Genomic DNA, 20,753 nt, shown 5'->3' with positions numbered 1-20,753 from the left:
GATGAGTTTATTTAAAAGCGTCTCTACCATTGCGGGTGCATCGGTTATTTCTCAAGTAATCGGGGCTATTTCTATTTGGCTTATTTCTCATAAGTACGATATGGCACAAGTGGGAACTTATGCATTGGTATACAGCATTGTGTTAATTGGCGCTCAAATTAGTACCTTTGCTTCTCAGTTATTACTACCAAAACAAGACGATGACAAACTAAATCAAAATATTATTTTTTCATTATTGCAAAGTTTAATTATTGCTCTTCCTTATAGCTTTATAATGACCCAGTTCTTTGAGTTAAATGGAATTTTGCTTTATGTCTTAACGCTTTGTCATGCTTGGATCCTTGTCTCAGAGAACTTGTTACTTAGAGTCGAAAATATTCGCTTGTTGGCATTTCAACGTATTTCAATCTCGCTGTTAGTCATCGCCGCTGTATTTCTAACACCAACAACTGAACAGTTCTATCTAAGTTGGGCTATGGGGTTATTGGCCCTTATCTCTGCTTGGCTTTTCCACTCAGTCTCTTTTTCAAAGATCACATTGTCACATTTATCTTTGTCGAATAACCTTCAATTTATCAAAGAGAATCGAGCTCATCTTAGCGGTATTGGTAGCGCAGAAGTTTTGGCAATGGCTAATAATAATTTACCCACATTACTAATTAATTTCTGGTTCTCTCCACTCATCGCAGGTTATTTTGCTGTGGTAAATCGCTTCTGCTTAGCCCCTGTTACGATTGTTGGTAATGCCGTTCGTAACTCTATCTTCTCTAAATGGTCTATCGATTTTAGAAACAACACCTTTAACTTCCAAGAATTTAAAAAAGTACGATTAATGCTTTTTGTTCTAGGATTGATAGCGACCGTTGGCGTGTTGATTTTTTATCCTTTAGTTATGCAATTAGGCTTCAATGATGAATGGTTAAGCTCAGTACCAACCTCTCGCTATATGCTGCCTTACCTGTTCCCTGCATTGGCTATTTGTCCTTTAACGGTCATTGAGTTGGTATTTGGTTCACCAAAATATTTCTTACGTATTCAAATTGAACAGCTACTGGTTATCACCGTTGCTTTTGTCGTACTCCCTTATTTCCATAAAGATTACGCCTATTCTGTTCTTTTATTTGCCGTCCTTTCTTTTGTTCGTTACGCATTTATCTATAGAAAGGTTAATAAACGAGCTCATTTATTAGCACAGGAAAATAATAAATGATGCCATTGAATACCGGTTTATTTTTACAATTATATGCAGCTATTAGCCTTGTTCTTTGCGGGTTAACTCAATACTTCACGGGTATTTCCGCTATTTTATGGCTGCCATTCTTATTAGCCTTCACCATGACCGGCCTACTCTTTTTACAGAATCGATATACGCCACTCGATCTTGATCATAAAGAAATTATTATACTCGTCTTGTTTAGTGGTTTTTTCGTTCAAGCGGTGCTGAGTACCTTTCTGCAAAATGGGGTGACCACCACTATCGTAGGCTTAAAAAATGAGCTCGCACTCTCTCTAATTTTATTCTGCCTATTACTAAGGTTTTGCCGAGAATCCCAAATATACCGAGTAACAAAAACACTCTATTGGATTTTTTACGCTCAATTTCCAGTGATCCTGTTCCAAATTTTTGTCATCCTGCCTAAGCGAGTAGCTGCCCATGGTGAATTTGAAAAATGGGATTCTGTCGTGGGTACTTTTGGCGGGGACCCTATGGGAGGCGGGAATACCGCTGCGATGGGACTGTTTTGCCTACTTATCATGTTGCTTAAACTCTCAGAATACAAACATGGACTCTGTTCATTAAAATCGACTATTTTACATATTGGTGCCGCATTCACTCTTTGTATCTTAGGTGAAGTTAAATTTGTGATTTTATTATCTCCTATCCTACTAGCTTACGTATGGCTAGCCCCTAGCTACATCAAGGGAATGAAGAGTTATGATATTAAAATTATTCTCGCCATCATTGGGGGGATGTTAGTTCTAATGAGCATCGCTATTTTATTACTCTCACTCTCTTACTCTTCCGCTTTTGGCAGCGATCCAAGCAAAGGGCCGTTAGACATTTTCATCGACTCTTTAGAGTATATATTTGATCCAAACTACATTATGCCGACAGGTGAATTAGGTCGAATGACCACCATCTTTTTCTGGCTAGACAACAATGATTTTTATGGTCTTCCCAATGTACTATTTGGTTATGGATTAAATACCACAAACCACGGTAGTGTGGTCTCTCCTGGTTTTCTAAATATCCTTTTTAATGTCATTCTCGATACTACAGCGCTAAGTGTTCTTTTGTGGGAATTAGGGATTATTGGTACCTTATTTTTTATTTCAATGACACTTTATATTCTCCGAGTCTGTAAACCTACACCTCTATTTAATCGAGATGATGTGGCAACAGAAGATATTAGGTTGATGAGCTACCCTCCTGCATTTAACGCGTTTGCAATTGCTTGTTTATTAAGTCTGCCATATAGCCAAATATTAATGCTGGTTCCTATGCTTCAATTTCTTTTTTATCTATCGCTAGGATCTAATCTAGTGATCCGAAAATCTCTAATTACGGCGGCTAAACACCATGACTGATCACTCTTTCATCTCGGTTATTATTAAAACCTATAACGAAGAAGCAGGTATAGCTAAAACCATTAGTAGCATTCAGCAACATATAGGCGATTTTCCTCACGAAATCATTGTGGCAGATAGCTTATCAACAGATAAAACCCAAGAAATTGCGACTGCATTAGGGGTCACCGTTGTATCCTTAACTAATGCTTCAGAGCGTTGCTGCGGCGTAGGCCATCAACTTGGCTATCTTCATAGTAAAGGCGAGTATTTACTTCTTCTTGATGGGGATATGGAACTAGAAGAAGGCTTCATCCGCCATGGTATTAATTTCCTTTCAACACACCCTGATTACGCTGGCGTTGCTGGCGCTGTAGAAATGGATGATGTTGACAGTTATGAATTCAAATCTCGAAAACAACGACTCCACCAAATATACCCACTAGGGGACTGTTCTCATTTAGGTGGCGGTGGCTTATATCGAAAAAGTGCCATTGATGATATTGGCTATTTAACCAATCGTAATCTTCACGCTTATGAAGAATCAGAGTTGGGTATGCGTTTAGGTTTGGCGGGTTATAAGCTACATCGACTTGATGTACCCTACTTCTCTCATACTTCTTATACCATGTCTTCATTAGAGCTCATGAAACATCGTTGGAAAGGTGGCTATTTATTTGCTTCAGGTGAGCTACTTAAAGGTTCGTTTGGAACACCACTATTTAAAAAAGTATTAGGTACGATCAAAAATGAAGCCATTTTCACGCTTTATTTAATAATACTGCTTATTAGTTTAGTTACTGTAAATCCATTTATTGTTGGTTGTGCCTTATTACCATTGCTTGCATTCATTGGATTAAAAGCAGTTAAGAATCGCTCGCTAAAGGACGCATTGCACAGTGTAATCAATCTCTCCGTCTTCTCTGCAGGACTTATTCGAGGGTTGTTCTTACCATTAAAAGATCCAAAACAACCACCACCGCATAAAGTGATTAGTGAGGCTAAAAAATGAAAGTTCTATTAGTTAATAAATTTTTCTTTATGAAAGGTGGTGCAGAAACCGTCTACTTTCAAGAGCGTGAAATGTTACTTTCTGAAGGTGTTGAGATCGTTGAATTTTCAATGCAACATGAAAAGAACATTGAATCTGACTACGCCGATTTTTTTGTACCAAATGTAGATTATTACCAAGAGCAATCCATTAAAAATAAAATTGAAACCGCAATTAATTTTATTCACAATGCTCAAGCTTGCGAGAAGCTCACTGCACTACTAGAACAAGAAAAACCAGATCTAGTCCATTTTCATAATATTTACCATCAATTAACGCCATCCATTATCAAGGTAGCCAAACGGTTTGGTTGCAAAACCGTACTTACCGCTCACGATACTAAAATTGCCTGCCCAAGCTACACCATGTATCGCGATGGCCATACTTGTGAAGAATGTGTGCATGGTTCTGTGTGGAATGCGACAAAACATCGTTGCCAAGAAGGTTCGTTAATAAAAAGCTTTCTACTTTCAGCTGAGGCGACCTATCAAAAAGTCAGTAAAAACTATCAACAGCTGGATGCGATCGTATCTCCAAGTCGCTTTCTTAGTCGCTTTATTCAGCAAAAACTGCCCGATAACCGCATAGAAGTAATTGTAAATGGTATTGATGAAGACGTTTCTTTAGAAGGAACAAGTGACCAAGGTTACTTCCTTTACCTTGGTCGATTAAGCCAAGAAAAAGGCGTCCCTACCTTAGCGAAAGCTCATCAATTAATGTCTGAAAAAGCAGGTTTGAAAATTGTGGGGGATGGCCCAGAATTTAATCAATTAAAAGCGACTTACCCAAGCGCGGAATTACTAGGCTTTAAAAGCGGTGAGGGACTACTTACTCTGATTAAGGAAGCTAAAGCGGTAATAGTGCCATCGGAATGCTATGAAAATTGCTCAATGTCAGTTATCGAGGCGATGTCTTATGGCAAACCTGTCGTCGGCTCTAAGATTGGTGGCATTCCTGAACAGATCCGGGATGGTATTGATGGCTATTTATTTGAAGCAGGGAATGCACAAGTCCTTGCTAATACATTAGATTTGCTAGTAAAAGAACCAAATAAAACCATTGATATGGGAAATAATGCAAGAGAACGCTTTTTAAGTAAGTACACACTAACTAAACATAAGCACGATCTATTAAGCCTATATCAAGAACTATTAAAAGGATAACAAGATGACAGATAAAATTACCGTCATAGGCACTCGTGGGATCCCAAATGTATTAGGTGGCGTAGAAACCCATTGTCAGCACCTTTATCCTGAAATTCATCGTCAATTTGGTAGTGAGGTTTGCGTTATCGCTCGCTCACCTTATGTCGACTATAAAAAATCAAGCTACAAAGGGGTTAATACAAAATCTGTTTGGGCACCAAAAAAGAAATCATTAGAAGCTATTATTCATTCAACTCTTGCTTCTTTTTCTACACTTTTTGATAAATCGAAAATTGTACACGTACACGCTATTGGTCCTGGTCTTGTTGTGCCATTACTTCGCTTGTTAGGAAAAAAAGTCGTTTTTACTCACCATGGTCCTGATTATGATCGCCAAAAATGGGGAGGTTTTGCTAAACGTATTCTTCAACTTGGAGAAAAGTTAGCGGCTACTTACGCAAATGAAGTGATTGTTATTTCAGAAGTAATTAATGACATTATAAAAGATAAATACAATCGTCATGATGCCCATCTTATCTATAATGGTGTAGAACTACCAACCCCATTAGCACAAGATAAAATAGACTCAACGTTAAGCGAGTTTTCATTAACCTCTGGTCATTATTTTGTTGCTGTTGGACGATTTGTGGAAGAGAAAGGATTTCACGATCTTATTGAAGCTTATCAACAAGCCAATATAGATATGCCATTGGTTATAATGGGAGATACCGATCACCCAACTTCTTATAGCTACAAGCTAAAAGAACAAGCGCGTAAAGTTGATGGTGTCATCCTTACTGGTTTTCTAAAAGGTGAGCAACTACAAGCTATTTTCTCTCAAGCCAAAACCTTTGTAATGCCTTCTTATCACGAAGGTTTACCTATTGCTCTTCTTGAAGCGATGTCTTATTCGTTACCTGCAATTGTCAGTGATATCCCTGCCAACTTAGAGGTAAAGTTAAAGCCTGAGACTTACTTTCCTGTTGGAAATATAAATAAATTAAGAGAACAATTAATTCAACATACGAATAGCTCACACTCTCAAGTTAGCTATGCGTCCTATCTTGAACATTATGATTGGGGTAAAATTGCAGCTCAAACAATGGGGGTTTATCAAAATGCACTCACAAAAGAGGCAATTAAGTGATCGATAAAAAACAGCAAAAGCTACTTGCTCATTTCTATTCATCTCTCGATGAAAATGTCATTGATTCGCTTTCAGAAGAACAAAAAAAATCCATTGAACGCGCAATAATTGCGACTGGATTAGGTTCCAACAATCGAGTTGATATCAGAAAAAGCATTTCGATTTTCAATAAACGTTACTTTTTTGTGCTTCTTCTCGGTCGTGATTATCGTCAGCAGTTACGTAAAGAGTCCCCTTTTGCCTTATTTATGCTCACTCTTTTAATTGCGATGGGTGTACTTGGTATATTAGGCTTGGCTGTTTTTGCTTTGTATTTAATTAAATCTGCAATGGGCATCGATATTTTTCATAACTTTTCATTTGGTGTTTGGGATTGGTTTAAATCGCTTATGCCACATTAGTATTGCGTTTAATTTCTATGAATATTAATAGAGAAATCACATTAATAATGATACGAGCCGATACTTTTAATCAAAGCACTTCATTTCATTATGTTTAATCGCTAAACTGCAACAATAATGATGATGCTCTAAGAGCTTTCTACTAATTTAAAATTTCGTCTATCTAGGACTCAGTTATGATCAAGAAATGTCTTTTCCCTGCCGCAGGCTACGGCACTCGCTTTTTACCAGCAACTAAATCAATGCCAAAAGAGATGATGCCAGTTGTAAACAAACCTCTGATTGAATATGGCGTAGAAGAAGCGATTAATGCGGGTATGGACGGGATCTGTGTCGTAACAGGTCGTGGTAAACACTCATTAATGGACCACTTTGATAAAAACTACGAACTAGAACACCAAATTAGCGGTACAAACAAAGAAGAATTACTTGAAGATGTTCGTGAACTAATCGATGCCGCTCACTTCACCTATATCCGCCAACGTGAAATGAAAGGCTTAGGCCATGCTATTCTTACTGGTCGTGAGCTAGTCGGTGATGAACCTTTTGCTGTCGTACTTGCGGATGATTTATGTGTTAACGAAGAGCAAGGTGTTCTTTCTCAAATGGTTGCGCTGTATAAGCAATTCCGCTGCTCTATCGTTGCTGTTGAAGAAGTTCCAGATAACGAAACTCATAAGTACGGTGTTATTGCAGGTGAGATGATCAAAGATGATCTTTACCGTGTAGATAACATGGTAGAAAAGCCAGAGCCAGGCACAGCACCAAGTAACCTTGCTATTATTGGTCGCTACATCTTAACTCCTGATATTTTTGAGATCCTAGAAACAACAGAACCAGGCAAAGGCGGTGAGATCCAAATTACGGATGCACTACTAAAACAAGCTCAATCAGGTTGTGTTCTTGCGTATAAATTTAAAGGTAAGCGTTTTGACTGTGGTAGCGTTGAAGGTTATATCGAAGCAACCAACTACTGCTATGAGAATGTTTATTTAAAAGACAAAAAATCAGCTGAACTTGCAAAGCAAAAAACAGGTAAAAAATAACCCTTAATTTGCTAGCTAGAATAATGCCTTGTAATTCATTACAGGGCATTTTTATATCCCCTATAGAATCTCTCTTCTAATAAAACCACTGTTTTTTTACCCAGTATCCCTTTGCTGTTTTAACACTCTGTGCAATACTTATCCTCTAGTTATTCTTTAAGTAGAGAGAGTTCCATGGATAAGATTGAAGTTAGAGGGGCAAGAACCCATAACCTAAAAGATATTAGCTTAACGATCCCACGAGATAAGCTAACGGTTATAACAGGGTTATCTGGCTCAGGTAAATCCTCTTTGGCCTTTGATACCTTGTATGCAGAAGGACAACGTCGTTATGTTGAATCCTTGTCTGCATACGCTCGTCAATTTTTATCATTAATGGAAAAACCAGATGTTGACCACATTGAAGGGCTTTCTCCTGCGATTTCTATCGAACAAAAATCCACCTCTCATAACCCAAGATCGACTGTCGGTACCATTACTGAAATCTACGATTACTTACGTCTTTTGTATGCTCGTATTGGTGAACCTCGTTGTCCTGAGCATCATGTCGAATTAACAGCACAAACCATCAGCCAAATGGTTGATAAAGCGTTAGAGTTGCCTGAAGGCACAAAGCTGATGTTGTTAGCACCTATTGTGAAAGAACGTAAAGGTGAGCATGTTAAAACGTTAGAAAATTTAGCCGCGCAAGGGTTTATTCGTGCTCGTATTGATGGTGAAGTATGTGATCTCTCTGATCCTCCGACATTAGAACTTCATAAAAAGCACACTATTGAAGTCGTTGTTGATCGCTTTAAAGTTCGAGATGATTTAAAACAACGTCTTGCCGAATCTTTTGAGACCGCACTAGAACTCACTGGTGGTATTGCTGTTGTTGATCATATGGATGGCACCGATCATGAGCCTCTAATTTTTTCTGCCAATTTTGCGTGTCCACATTGTGGTTACAGCATGTCTGAACTTGAACCTCGCCTGTTTTCATTCAACAACCCAGCAGGTGCTTGTGGTACTTGTGATGGCTTAGGGGTTCAGCAGTATTTTGATGCTGATCGTATTGTTTTAGATAATAAGCTCAGTATTGCTGAAGGGGCGATTAAAGGTTGGGATCAAAAAAACTATTATTACTTTCAAATGTTAGGTTCATTAGCCAAGCACTATGGATTTGATCTTTTTGCACCATTTAAATCATTATCAAAGAAATTTCAAAATATCATTCTTAATGGTTCAGGAGCGGAAGAAGTTGAGTTCCAATACAGCAATGATCGCGGCGATCTACGCGTTAAGCGCCATCCTTTTGAAGGAATATTAAATACACTTGACCGCCGCTATAAAGAAACCGAATCAAGCTCTGTGCGTGATGATCTATCAAAGTATATTTCAACTCAATCATGTTCAAGCTGTCACGGTACTCGCTTACGTTTAGAAGCCCGTAGCGTATTTGTTGGTGACACAACATTACCTGAAATCTGTGAGATGAGTATTCAAGATTCAATGGCCTTTTTTAGTTCATTAGAGTTGAAAGGACAGAAAGCTCAAATAGCAGATAAAGTAATGAAGGAGATTAATGAACGCCTGCATTTCCTTATCAATGTTGGTTTAAATTATCTTAATTTATCACGCAGTGCTGATACTCTTTCTGGTGGCGAGGCTCAACGTATTCGTCTGGCAAGTCAAATAGGTGCCGGGTTAGTTGGTGTTATGTACGTTCTTGATGAGCCTTCCATTGGTCTTCATCAACGAGATAATGAACGCCTATTGAAAACCCTTAACCATCTTCGTGATCTAGGTAATACCGTTATTGTTGTAGAGCACGATGAAGACGCAATAAGAAGTGCAGATCATATTATTGATATCGGTCCTGGAGCGGGAATTCATGGTGGCCACATTGTCGCAGAAGGCAGTTACCAAGACATTATTTCAAATCCAGAATCGCTAACAGGTCAATATCTTAGTGGTGCTAAAGAAATTTCCATTCCAAATGAACGAATTAAAGCAGATCCTAAAAAACAAGTTGAACTGATTGGCGCCACTGGCAATAACTTAAAAAATGTCACACTCAAATTACCGGTTGGTCTATTTACGTGCGTTACTGGCGTTTCAGGCTCTGGCAAATCAACACTGATCAACGATACTTTCTTTAAGATCGCTCATACACAGTTAAATGGAGCCACCACATCAGAACCGGCACCCTATAAAAAGATCAAAGGTATTGAACACTTTGATAAGGTTATCGATATTGATCAAAGTCCAATTGGACGAACGCCTCGATCAAATCCTGCAACTTATACAGGGATCTTTACCCCTATTCGTGAGCTATTTTCTGGTACGCCAGAATCTCGTTCTCGTGGGTATAAGCCGGGCCGCTTCAGTTTTAATGTCCGCGGTGGTCGCTGTGAAGCGTGTCAGGGGGATGGTGTAATTAAAGTAGAAATGCATTTCTTACCAGATGTTTATGTACCTTGTGACGTATGTACAGGTAAACGCTATAACCGCGAAACGTTAGAAGTAAAATATAAAGGTAAGAGTATTGATGAAGTGCTTCAAATGACAATTGAAGATGCTCATACTTTCTTTCAACCTGTCCCTGTAATTGCACGAAAACTGCAAACTCTAATGGATGTAGGGCTATCTTATATTCGTTTAGGACAAGCTGCGACAACGCTATCTGGTGGTGAAGCTCAACGAGTTAAACTGGCTCGTGAACTCTCAAAACGAGACACAGGGAAAACGCTTTATATTCTAGATGAGCCGACAACAGGCCTGCATTTTCACGATATTCAGCAACTATTGAACGTATTACATCGCTTACGTGAACGAGGTAATACCATTGTCGTGATCGAACATAACCTTGATGTTGTAAAAACAGCGGATTGGATTATTGATCTTGGTCCAGAAGGTGGTCAAGGTGGTGGTGAAATTGTGGCAGAAGGAACTCCAGAGGAGGTTGCATTGGTTGAGGGCTCTCATACCGCACGCTTCTTAAAGCCGATGCTGAATAAGTAATAAAGTCCGCACTTTATAATGCGAATACGATAGAATAAAGCCAGCACTTTGCTGGCTTTACTTTTATATTCATGCTCGCAACAAGGAACTGATTAACCCATGGCAACGCTACTTACCCAAGGAACGCAACTAGAAGCAAGAAAGGTTAGAAAACCATTAACCAAATCGTTTTTATTTAGCCTTAGTATTCTTTTCTTTGTCTGTGCTCACTTCTTCCAACCAAACCCTGGCGGCTCAGGTCTACACCTTGCCTTTAATGCAGCCTCTTGGATCCCTGCAAGTATTGCCATTGCGATAGCCTTATTTCATGTTGCTAAGCAAGGATTAGTTAAATACTCAACACTGACGCTTGTTTTACTGTTTGCAGTCACCCTACTGTCTTTACCTTTACTTTATCACGACGCATCTCCTCAACTGGCTATTGGCAAATTTCTAGGCTTGTGGGGAGGATTATTCTTTTTCATCGCCCTTCAACAATTTGCGTTTTCCAATAAACAAAAGCAGTGGTTACTGTGGTGTATTATCGGTTCAGTGCTCATTGAAACGCTTTTTGGTTACATTCAATATCTATTTTTAGATGCTGGAAATTCATTTGGTTATAACGTAATAGCTAATCGCCCTTACGGTATATTTCAACAACCGAATGTAATGGCTAGCTTCTTAGCTACTGGCCTTGCAATAGCCTCGTACTTCCTTGCTCGTCAACCGATAAAGTATCGAGAGAATATTGTTGCACTTACTCTACTTTACGCAACTATCATATTCACTTTGCCGCTTATTGTGATATTAGCCTCTAGAACAGGCTGGATTGCGACTATTTTTAGTCTTGCTTTGCTGACCCCATACATGTGGAAGTACTGCACTAAACAGCGATTTTTTTCTTGGGTGCTAGCATTAGTTATAGGCTTCAGTGGTAGTTTTGTTCTTTTTCACCTATCTCAAAATGATGATTTATCAAAAGTATCTTTAATTAGCCAAAAAGCGGATTTAGAAAGCCCAAGAAGATACACCTTTCCTCAAGCTCTCGATATGTTTTTAGAGAAACCTATTACAGGTTATGGTTACGGAAATTTTGAAGCGGAATACACGCTATATACAGCAAAACAGCACCAGATCTCTTCTAGCTATAAACCTGGACTGCCTTCAATGGATCACCCTCACAATGAAGTTCTATATTGGGGAGTAGAAGGAGGCGTCGTCGCTATTCTAGGCTTGCTTATTGCCGCTGGTGGCGTGCTGCTAAAGATAAGAAAAAGTAAGCTCGATACCCAATTTGCCCTGCTTGCCTTAATTGCGCCTATTTTTATTCATAGCCAATTAGAGTATCCGTTTTATCACTCAATGATACATTGGTTTACTTTTATCATTCTTCTCTTTTGGATAGATCAACTCAGCTGTAAATACAAGAAACTCCGAATCGGTGATATCACAAAGATTACTTTACGAGTAAGTTCATTAGTTATCCCTATTGTGACGGCTTTCTACATGCTTTCAGCCTTGCATACCAATTGGGTATTAACTAAATTTGAAACCACTCGACCAATGAATCCTGATATATTGAATCAAGTAACGAATCCTGTGGTTTGGGAAGACAGATTTAATTGGGACGTGCTTTCCGCTCAATTAACTATTGGGATCATTAATAAAAAACCAGAATTAATTACACCTTATATAAGCTGGTCAAAAGAGCTTATAAAAACAAAACCAAGACCTGCTTTTTATCAAAACTTAATCATCGCTTATCAAGCTCTTGGGCAAGAACAACATGCAGAAGACATAAGAAGAGAAGCAATTTTCTTATTTCCAAACAATAAATTTGAATCAGTAGAATTAGATGAAAAACTTCGCCAAAATAATTCTGTTTTAAAAGAGAAAAACAAATAAACAATTCATAAAAAACCGCTGATTATTCAGCGGTTTTTTTAGTTAACCCTTAAAGAACATCAGATAAAGCCTTAAGGCAAAGGGCAACATTTTCTTTTTTAGCCGCATAGCCCATTAAACCAATGCGCCATGTTTTCCCCGCTAACTCACCCAGTCCGGCTCCAATTTCTAAATTGTATTCATTCAATAAACGCGACCTAATCGCAGCATCATCAACACCCTCAGGGATATAAACCGCATTCAGTTGCGGTAAGCGAGACGCTTCATCAACAATAAATTGAATACCTAGAACTTCTAACCCTTGTTTTAACTCTTGATGATAGTGAGCATGCCTACTCCATGCTTCTTCTATCCCTTCGCTTTTTAGCATTAATAATGCTTCATGTAAGGCGTATAAACTATTGACTGGTGCAGTATGGTGATAACTTCTTTTTCCTTCACCACTCCAATAGCCTAACACCAAACTTTGATCTAAAAACCAACTCTGTACGGGCGTCTTTCTCGATGTCATCTTCTCAACGGCTTTATTCGAGAACGTCACAGGAGATAAACCAGGTGTACAAGATAAACATTTTTGAGAACCAGAATACACCGCATCCAATTGCCATTCATCCACCAATAATGGAACGCCACCTAATGACGTCACCGCATCCACAATGGTTAGGCATCCATGCTTACGTGCAAGTTCAGAAATAGATCTAGCGTCACTCAATACCCCTGTAGACGTTTCTGCATGCACAAAAGCCACAATAGCAATATCAGGATGCTGTTCTAATGCTTGCTTTACTTTATCTAACGAAACCGGTTCTCCCCACTTATCATCAACAACAATCGCAGTGCCACCACAACGCTCAACATTTTGTCGCATTCGTTCGCCAAAAACACCATTACGGCAAACTAAAACTTTCTCACCAGCTTCAACTAAGTTAACAAAACAAGTTTCCATTCCTGCACTTCCAGGGGCAGATACTGCAATTGTAAACTCGTTTTCTGTTTGAAATGCGTATTTAAGTAACTCTTTAACCTCATCCATCATTTTTATGAATAATGGGTCAAGATGGCCAATCGTAGGTCGGCTTAAAGCTTGTAATACTTGTGGTGAAATATCTGATGGACCAGGCCCCATAAGGGTTCTTCTTGGTGGGATAAAACTTTGCATTATTCACTCCTTGAAATATAGGGTGCACAAAGAATAGACACAAAAATAATTAAACTCAATTAGACGAAGTAATTAGAGTGACTAAACTAGAAAAAATACCATCAAAGCACCTACTTTTACTTTAAAGAGAAGAAATACAAATAAAGTTGTTACCACTTATTGACATTTGAGCCATAAAAAAGCACATTATTAATACGTATTTTGTTCCTTGAAATACATAAAGAAGAGGAGCATTACCTAGGTAGCTTAATTTGTGGAGTCCAAACTCCTAGTCAACTAAGTGAGGGAGAGTAATGCCGAGACGAACTTTATTGGGAAAAATTCGTCGGTCGTTTAGGCTGAATCCTAACGATTGTCACTTATTTTTTAAGTGAAGGGCTTCTAGCAACTATTTATTTCTTGCTATCACCCCTTCACCATTATTTTACACATTGGATGTAGTCGGGAGACAGGAAAGTGAACCCTATTAATGTTGCTAAATTTGGTGGCACTAGCGTTGCCAATTTCGAAGCAATGAGCCGCAGCGCTCATGTTATCGAGCAAAATCAAAAAACTCACCTTGTGGTTATCAGTGCTTGTTCTGGCGTTACTAATTTATTGGTAGAGCTCGCTAACGGTGTACAAGATAACCAAAGAAAAAAAGATATTTTTGAAGAGTTAAAATCAATTCACTTTTCTGTATTAGATCAACTCTCTGATCCTATTTATCCAGAGCAAGCTATTCTTGAAATCCTTGAAGAAATAAAAAAAACGGCCGATGCAGCTTCATTTCAATCAAGTGATAAACTCACTGATCATCTTGTTTCTTGCGGTGAGCTCATGTCAACTCACCTATTTACTCAACTATTAATTGAACGCGGTAACTCTGCCGTCCGCTTTGATATCAGAACCGTTCTTCGCACCGATGCACAATTTGGTAAAGGAGAGCCACAACTTGAAGAAATATCTCAACTAGCTCAAGCTAAACTCGCTCCTCTTTGCCAGAAGCATATTGTCGTTACACAGGGCTTTATTGGGTCTGATAATGAAGGAAATACAACGACATTAGGTCGAGGTGGCAGTGATTATAGTGCGGCATTGATAGCTGAATCTGTAAATGCTTGTGGATTAGAAATTTGGACTGATGTTCCTGGTATTTATACTACCGACCCTCGCATTGCACCTGCTGCATCTCCAATCCCAGAAATTAGCTTTAGTGAAGCTTCAGAGATGGCAAACTATGGTGCTAAAATTTTACACCCATCAACACTATTACCAGCTCTACGTCATCAAATTCCTGTGTTTGTTGGTTCATCAAAAGAACCAGAAAAAGGCGGTACGTGGATAAAACAAAAAGTAGATAGCTCTCCATTGTTTAGAGCACTAACCTTACGTTGCAATCAAACGATGGTGACATTACATAGTCCAAACATGTTCCATGCTTATGGTTTTCTAGCTGAAGTATTTAAAATTTTAGCTAAATATCAGATTTCAGTCGATTTAATTACAACCTCTGAAGTCAGTGTCGCTCTTACTCTTGATCAAACTAATACCAATGGTAAAGCGCCAGAATTGCCTTTTGAAGCCCAACAAGAATTAGAAAAACTATGCACAGTAGAAATTGAAAACAACCTATGTCTAATTGCTCTTATTGGTAATCAAATGAGTGACTCAAAAGGATATGCTAAGCAAGTGTTTGGAGCTTTAGAAGACTTCAATCTACGTATGATTTGTTACGGAGCAAGCCAGCATAATTTATGTTTCTTGTTGCATGAGTCTGAATCCAAACGTGCGGTTCAAGTTCTACATAAAGAACTATTTGAAAAATAAAAAATTACGTTTAAACCTCTAAACTAAAAAATCCCATTAATTGATTATTAATGGGATTTTTAATTTTTATTATAAAAAAGATATTAGTTTAGATTTGGCCCTAACCACTTTTCAGTTTCTAACATATCCCACCCTTTTCTCTCTGCATAACTCTCCGCTTGATCTTTTTGGATCTGAGCAATAGCAAAATAACGAGAATCTGGGTGTGAGAAATACATACCCGAAACTGATGCCCCTGGCCACATAGCGTAACTAGAAGTCAACGACATTCCTATTGCTTCTTCAACATCCATCAACTCCCACAATGTTCCTTTCTCTGTATGCTCAGGACAAGCTGGGTATCCAGGTGCAGGGCGAATGCCTTGATATTTTTCACGGATCAGATCATCATTTGAAAGGTCTTCATCTGGAGAATAGCCCCAAATATCTTTACGTACTTCTTTATGCAGATACTCGGCAAACGCTTCAGCTAAACGGTCAGCAACCGCTTGGATCATAATGGCATTATAATCATCACCTTTGGCTTTATAATCATCAGCAAGCTCTCGCTCACCAATACCACCAGTAACAGCAAATCCACCTATCCAATCAGATTTTCCGCTCTTTTTCGGCGCGATATAATCAGATAGACAATAGTTAAACCCTTTTGGCTTTTCTGTTTGTTGGCGTAAGTTATGCAGAACTTTCAATACTTCAGTACGTGATTCATCGGTATACACTTCAATATCATCATCAACACTGTTAGCAGGGAAAAGAGCACACATTCCTCGCGCTTTTAGTAAGCCTTCTTTTTCTACACGGTCCAACAGATCGCTCGCGTCTTTATATAGACGCTTCGCTTCTTCACCCACTTCTTCATGATCTAGAATTGCAGGATATTTGCCCATTAAAGACCATGTCATAAAGAAAGGGGTCCAATCAATATATTGGCGTAACGTAGCAACATCCATATCATCAATAATATGCACACCCGGCTTTACAGGTACTGGAGGCGTGTAGTTTACCCAATCAATATCGACTTTGTTTGCTCGTGCTCTTGCTAGTGAAACGGGTTTCGTTCGTGGTGTTTTACGGCTATGTTGATCGCGCACACGCTCGTAATCTAAATCCAACTTTTCAATAAATACAGGTTTCAATTCATTAGAAAGCAATGACGTACAAACCCCAACAGCACGAGAGGCGTTATTAACATAAACCACAGGCTGAGAATAGTTTTGCTCAATTTTCACCGCTGTATGCGCTTTAGACGTTGTTGCACCACCAATTAAAAGTGGTAAATCAAATCCTTGTCGCTCCATCTCTTTAGCGACATGAACCATCTCATCAAGTGATGGCGTTATAAGACCAGAAAGTCCGATAATATCGACATTCTCTTCTTTCGCTACTTTTAGAATTTTCTCACAAGAAACCATCACGCCAAGATCTATGATTTCATAGTTATTACATTGAAGAACAACCCCAACGATATTCTTACCTATATCGTGAACATCACCTTTCACCGTTGCTAATAAGATTTTGCCATTGGTTGAACCGACGTCTTTAGTTGCATTAATAAAAGGTTCTAAATGCGCTACGGCTTGTTTCATCACTCGTGCTGACTTTACTACTTGAGGAAGAAACATTTTCCCTTCACCAAATAGATCACCTACTACGTTCATTCCGTCCATTAAAGGACCTTCGATCACTTCAATAGGACGAGAGGCATTAACTCGAGCTTCTTCAGTATCTTCAACAATGAAATCTGTAATTCCCTTAACTAAAGAATGTTCAAGGCGTTTTTCTACCGACCATGTTCTCCATTCTAAAGCCGATTTATCTTCAACCTTTCCGACCGCTCGTTCTAGATATTCTGTTGCCATATCAAGTAAGCGTTCTGTTGAATCATCACGACGGTTAAGTACGACATCTTCTACCGCTTCGCGTAAATCTTCAGGTAAGTTATCGTAAATCTCTAGTTGACCTGCGTTTACTATCCCCATATCCATACCATGTTTAAAGCAGTGATATAAAAACACGGCATGAATCGCTTCTCGTACGTAATTATTACCACGGAATGAGAATGACACATTAGATACGCCACCTGAAATCATGGCATGGGGAAGCGTTCTTTTGATATCGGCAACGGCTTCAATGAAATCAACAGCGTAGTTGTTATGTTCATCAATCCCTGTTGCAACAGCAAAGATGTTTGGGTCAAAAATAATGTCTTCTGGTGGGAAACCAATTTCATCCACTAAGATGTTATAAGCGTTAGTACATATTTCTATTTTTCGCTCACGCGTATCCGCTTGGCCTACTTCATCAAAAGCCATCACAATTACAGCCGCCCCATAGCGACGGATTAGCTTAGCTTGTTGTAAGAATTTTTCTTTACCTTCTTTAAGGGATATTGAGTTTACAATACCCTTACCTTGAATACATTTAAGACCCGCTTCAATTACTTCCCACTTAGAAGAATCAACCATCACCGGTACTTTGGATATCTCTGGCTCTGAAGCACATAGGTTTAAGAATTTAACCATACACGCTTCAGCATCAAGCATGCCTTCATCCATGTTGATATCGATGATTTGAGCGCCGTTTTCTACTTGCTCACGAGCAACACTCAATGCTTCATCATATAACTCTTCTTTAATTAAACGTTTAAAGCGAGCCGAGCCAGTAACATTGGTTCTTTCACCAACGTTTACAAAAAGAGAGTCTTTCTCAATCGTTAATGGCTCTAGACCTGATAAACGACAAGCAACTGGAAGGATTGGTAATTGACGAGGCTTAACACCTTCAACCACTTGTGCCATTTGGCGGATATGTTCAGGGGTCGTGCCACAACAGCCACCGATCAAATTTAAGAAACCACTTTCAGCCCATTCCTTTACATGCTCTGCCATTTCTTCTGGAGAAAGATCATACTCACCGAAGGCATTAGGTAAACCGGCGTTAGGGTGCGCAGACACACTGCATTCTGAAATACGAGATAGCTCACTTACATACTCACGTAACTCATCAGGCCCCAAAGCACAGTTCAAACCAAATGAGATTGGTTTAACATGACGTAAAGCATTATAGAACGCTTCTGTTGTTTGACCTGAAAGCGTACGTCCTGATGCATCAGTTATCGTACCAGAAATCATTACCGGTAATATGATACCTATTTCTTCAAAAACAGATTCGACAGCAAAAGAACAGGCTTTTGCATTCAAGGTATCAAAGATAGTTTCGATAAGGATTAAATCAGAACCACCTTTAATCAAGGCACGAGTTGATTCTGAGTAGGCTTCGACTAATTCATCGAAAGAGACATTTCGATAACCAGGGTCATTCACATCCGGAGAAATAGAACACGTTCGGTTCGTCGGGCCTAAAACACCAGCAACATAACGTGGTTTATGAGGTGTTTTTAATGTCCATTCATCTGCGACTTCTCTTGCTAGCCTAGCCGCTTCGAAGTTCATTTCTTCGCTCAGACTTTCCATATCATAGTCAGCCATTGCGATCGTTGTTGAGTTAAAGGTGTTCGTTTCTAGGATATCGGCACCCGCTTCTAAATAAGCGGAATGAATATCTCTGATAATTTGAGGACGAGAAAGCACTAGAAGATCATTGTTACCTTTTAAGTCACAATGCCAATCACTAAAGCGCTCTCCACGATAATCTTGTTCTTCAAACTTATACTCTTGGATCATGGTACCCATACCACCATCAATTAAAAGTATACGTTCCAGAAGCTGCTTTTCTATTTCAGTTTTCTTATTGCTTCCTGCCACGGTACTGCCTCATCCATAATACGTTTCTGTTACAATCCTATCACACATCTAATAGAAATCTAGACGTCCAAAATGTTTTTATTTTCACAAATTCGAAATAAAGTTTGATATTTATCAATTTGAGTGGAAAATGACCTCTATCACATTTTGTTACACAAATAACATATATAGAGGTTAAACAATGTCTGTGTATAACACACTCTGCTTTTTAGCAGCGGCTGCTATGCTAATTGCTTTTTTTAATAGCAAAATAGGAAAGATGCAAACAACAATCGCGATCACCGCAGGTTCAATGATGCTATCGCTTGGGCTCATTATCGCTGGTCAAAATGATTGGTTTAACCTTAGAGAAGTGGCTACAGAAACCTTAACAGAGATAAATTTTGAAGATTTTCTATTGAAGGGAATATTAGGCTTCTTATTGTTTGCTGGTGGGTTAGGGATCAAACTTCAAAACCTTAAAGATCAAAAATGGGAAATAACCGTACTTGCATTAGGTGCGACCTTATTCTCAACGTTCTTTATTGGTTTTGCTCTATGGGGTATATGTAATCTAATCGGTATTAATCTTGATTTAATCTACTGCTTACTATTTGGCTCACTTATCTCTCCAACCGATCCTATTGCCGTGCTTGCTATAGTAAAAAAACTGAATGCCCCACAACGTATTTCTACCCAAATCGAAGGTGAATCACTATTCAACGATGGTTTTGGTTTAGTTATTTTCGTTACATTATTTACCATTGCTTTTGGTTCAGAAACACCAACAATTGGTAGTGTAACGGCACTGTTTTTACAGGAAGCTATTGGCGGTATTATCTACGGTTTCCTTCTGGGTTTAATTTTCCATTACCTCATAAGTTCAACTAATGATCATTCAATGGAGTTATTATTAACCATCGGTATCCCTACATCAGGTTATGCTTTTGCTGAAGTTATCCATGTTTCAGGTCCTTTAGCTATGGTTGTATCTGGTATCATGATCGGTAACTGGACCCGTTATATTGGGTTTTCAAAAGAGAGTGAAGATCATTTAGATCATTTCTGGGAACTTGTTGATGAGTTCTTAAATGGCGTGTTATTTCTTCTTATTGGTATGTCGATGCTACTATTCCAATTCCATCAAGAAGATTGGATATTAATGGCTATTTCTATTCCGCTGGTATTAGCAAGTCGTTATTTAAGTGTTTTCGTCTCGTACATTGGTTTTAAACGATTCAGAACTTATAATCCATTATCCGTTAATATCTTAACGTGGGGTGGTCTTAGAGGAGGATTGGCTTTAGCGATGGCTCTGGCTATCCCATCGGGCATTATCATCATCCCAGATAAGAATATAGATGTAAGAGAAATCATCCTCGTCATGACTTATTCTGTTGTTGTTTTCTCTATTTTGGTTCAAGGCTCTACCATTACAACAATGATTGAAAAAGCAAAGAAATTAGAAAAAGATACTTAATCTTTTTCGTCATATATTACTTAATGGAGATGCATCTTATGTATCTCCATTTTTTATATCACTAATAACACCCATTAATCTGATTCCCTCATACCTTATTAAGTATTGGTACTATTTAGCTTAAACTTATTTCCTCTATCGTTGACAGGACTTTCTAGCCTCTCTGTAGCGATATACTCCACTCGTAACTTACCGTTAAGATCCCCAATAGAAAGCCTAATCAACTGAACTGCTACTTCGCAGTGTCTATTCTGCATTATTTTACTTTTAGATAGACGTAAAAAAGCCCTAATCTTTCGATTAGGGCTTTTTAAAAT

The 20,753-nt window shown here is 38.7% G+C and carries 13 protein-coding genes and 1 riboswitch; of the genes, 11 read left to right on the top strand and 2 right to left on the bottom strand.

Annotation, left to right across the window (positions count from 1 at the left end):
* The first annotated feature begins 1 nt into the window (after position 1).
* The 9 genes from ED622_RS18625 to ED622_RS18585 all read left to right on the top strand — a co-directional run bounded on the left by ED622_RS18625 (position 2) and on the right by ED622_RS18585 (position 12,245).
* A complete protein-coding gene (locus ED622_RS18625; protein ID WP_122036541.1) occupies positions 2–1,210 on the top strand; it encodes a lipopolysaccharide biosynthesis protein in 1,209 nt (402 codons plus the stop codon).
* Complete coding sequence (locus ED622_RS18620; protein WP_122036753.1) at positions 1,210–2,589, top strand: capsular biosynthesis protein; 1,380 nt, start codon at positions 1,210–1,212, stop codon at positions 2,587–2,589. Before ED622_RS18625 ends, ED622_RS18620 begins: the two co-directional genes overlap by 1 nt.
* Complete coding sequence (locus ED622_RS18615; RefSeq protein WP_122036540.1) at positions 2,582–3,580, top strand: glycosyltransferase; 999 nt, start codon at positions 2,582–2,584, stop codon at positions 3,578–3,580. Before ED622_RS18620 ends, ED622_RS18615 begins: the two co-directional genes overlap by 8 nt.
* Positions 3,577–4,782, top strand: coding sequence for a glycosyltransferase family 4 protein (locus ED622_RS18610; protein WP_122036539.1), 1,206 nt, complete (start codon positions 3,577–3,579; stop codon positions 4,780–4,782). Before ED622_RS18615 ends, ED622_RS18610 begins: the two co-directional genes overlap by 4 nt.
* A gap of 4 nt (positions 4,783–4,786) precedes the next feature.
* On the top strand, positions 4,787–5,911 hold the full coding sequence (locus tag ED622_RS18605) for a glycosyltransferase family 4 protein (protein ID WP_122036538.1): 1,125 nt from the start codon (positions 4,787–4,789) through the stop codon (positions 5,909–5,911).
* Complete coding sequence (locus ED622_RS18600) at positions 5,908–6,312, top strand: hypothetical protein (protein ID WP_122036537.1); 405 nt, start codon at positions 5,908–5,910, stop codon at positions 6,310–6,312. The genes ED622_RS18605 and ED622_RS18600 overlap by 4 nt, the downstream gene beginning before the upstream one ends.
* 176 nt (positions 6,313–6,488) lie before the next feature.
* On the top strand, positions 6,489–7,358 hold the full coding sequence (galU, locus tag ED622_RS18595) for a UTP--glucose-1-phosphate uridylyltransferase GalU (RefSeq protein ID WP_122036536.1): 870 nt from the start codon (positions 6,489–6,491) through the stop codon (positions 7,356–7,358).
* Between the two features lie 174 nt (positions 7,359–7,532).
* Complete coding sequence (gene uvrA, locus ED622_RS18590) at positions 7,533–10,361, top strand: excinuclease ABC subunit UvrA (protein ID WP_122036535.1); 2,829 nt, start codon at positions 7,533–7,535, stop codon at positions 10,359–10,361.
* Between the two features lie 99 nt (positions 10,362–10,460).
* The gene (locus tag ED622_RS18585; protein WP_122036534.1) at positions 10,461–12,245 is read left to right on the top strand and encodes a PglL family O-oligosaccharyltransferase; all 1,785 of its coding nucleotides are present in this window, start codon (positions 10,461–10,463) and stop codon (positions 12,243–12,245) included.
* Between the two features lie 49 nt (positions 12,246–12,294).
* Here the strand turns inward: ED622_RS18585 and ED622_RS18580 are convergent, their stop codons facing one another.
* Positions 12,295–13,404, bottom strand: a complete 1,110-nt coding sequence (locus ED622_RS18580) for an alanine--glyoxylate aminotransferase family protein (RefSeq protein ID WP_122036533.1) — start codon at positions 13,402–13,404, stop codon at positions 12,295–12,297.
* 215 nt (positions 13,405–13,619) lie between these two features.
* A riboswitch (Lysine riboswitch) is annotated at positions 13,620–13,793 on the top strand.
* 67 nt (positions 13,794–13,860) lie between these two features.
* Between ED622_RS18580 and lysC the strand changes: the two genes are divergently transcribed.
* The gene (gene lysC, locus ED622_RS18575) at positions 13,861–15,213 is read left to right on the top strand and encodes a lysine-sensitive aspartokinase 3 (RefSeq protein ID WP_122036532.1); all 1,353 of its coding nucleotides are present in this window, start codon (positions 13,861–13,863) and stop codon (positions 15,211–15,213) included.
* An 83-nt stretch (positions 15,214–15,296) separates the two neighbouring features.
* Here the strand turns inward: lysC and metH are convergent, their stop codons facing one another.
* Positions 15,297–18,977, bottom strand: coding sequence for a methionine synthase (metH, locus tag ED622_RS18570; protein ID WP_122036531.1), 3,681 nt, complete (start codon positions 18,975–18,977; stop codon positions 15,297–15,299).
* Between the two features lie 181 nt (positions 18,978–19,158).
* On the opposite strand from metH, the gene ED622_RS18565 reads away from it, so the two are divergent.
* Positions 19,159–20,436, top strand: coding sequence for a sodium:proton antiporter (locus tag ED622_RS18565; protein WP_122036530.1), 1,278 nt, complete (start codon positions 19,159–19,161; stop codon positions 20,434–20,436).
* The last annotated feature ends 317 nt before the right edge of the window (positions 20,437–20,753 follow it).

It is taken from the genome of Aliivibrio sp. EL58 (assembly GCF_900312675.1).
Lineage (GTDB): Bacteria > Pseudomonadota > Gammaproteobacteria > Enterobacterales > Vibrionaceae > Aliivibrio.
The sequence above is the reverse complement of the archived record's forward strand: the minus strand, read 5'-3'. Positions and strand labels throughout refer to the sequence as shown.

Excerpts from the sequence above, each read along its gene's own strand:
- uvrA (WP_122036535.1), top strand. The coding sequence starts at position 7,533 with ATGGATAAGATTGAAGTTAGAGGGGCAAGAACCCATAACCTAAAAGAT.
- ED622_RS18585 (WP_122036534.1), top strand. The coding sequence starts at position 10,461 with ATGGCAACGCTACTTACCCAAGGAACGCAACTAGAAGCAAGAAAGGTT.
- ED622_RS18610 (WP_122036539.1), top strand. The coding sequence starts at position 3,577 with ATGAAAGTTCTATTAGTTAATAAATTTTTCTTTATGAAAGGTGGTGCA.
- ED622_RS18620 (WP_122036753.1), top strand. The coding sequence starts at position 1,210 with ATGCCATTGAATACCGGTTTATTTTTACAATTATATGCAGCTATTAGC.
- ED622_RS18580 (WP_122036533.1), bottom strand. The coding sequence starts at position 13,404 with ATGCAAAGTTTTATCCCACCAAGAAGAACCCTTATGGGGCCTGGTCCA.
- galU (WP_122036536.1), top strand. The coding sequence starts at position 6,489 with ATGATCAAGAAATGTCTTTTCCCTGCCGCAGGCTACGGCACTCGCTTT.
- ED622_RS18605 (WP_122036538.1), top strand. The coding sequence starts at position 4,787 with ATGACAGATAAAATTACCGTCATAGGCACTCGTGGGATCCCAAATGTA.
- ED622_RS18565 (WP_122036530.1), top strand. The coding sequence starts at position 19,159 with ATGTCTGTGTATAACACACTCTGCTTTTTAGCAGCGGCTGCTATGCTA.
- ED622_RS18625 (WP_122036541.1), top strand. The coding sequence starts at position 2 with ATGAGTTTATTTAAAAGCGTCTCTACCATTGCGGGTGCATCGGTTATT.
- ED622_RS18615 (WP_122036540.1), top strand. The coding sequence starts at position 2,582 with ATGACTGATCACTCTTTCATCTCGGTTATTATTAAAACCTATAACGAA.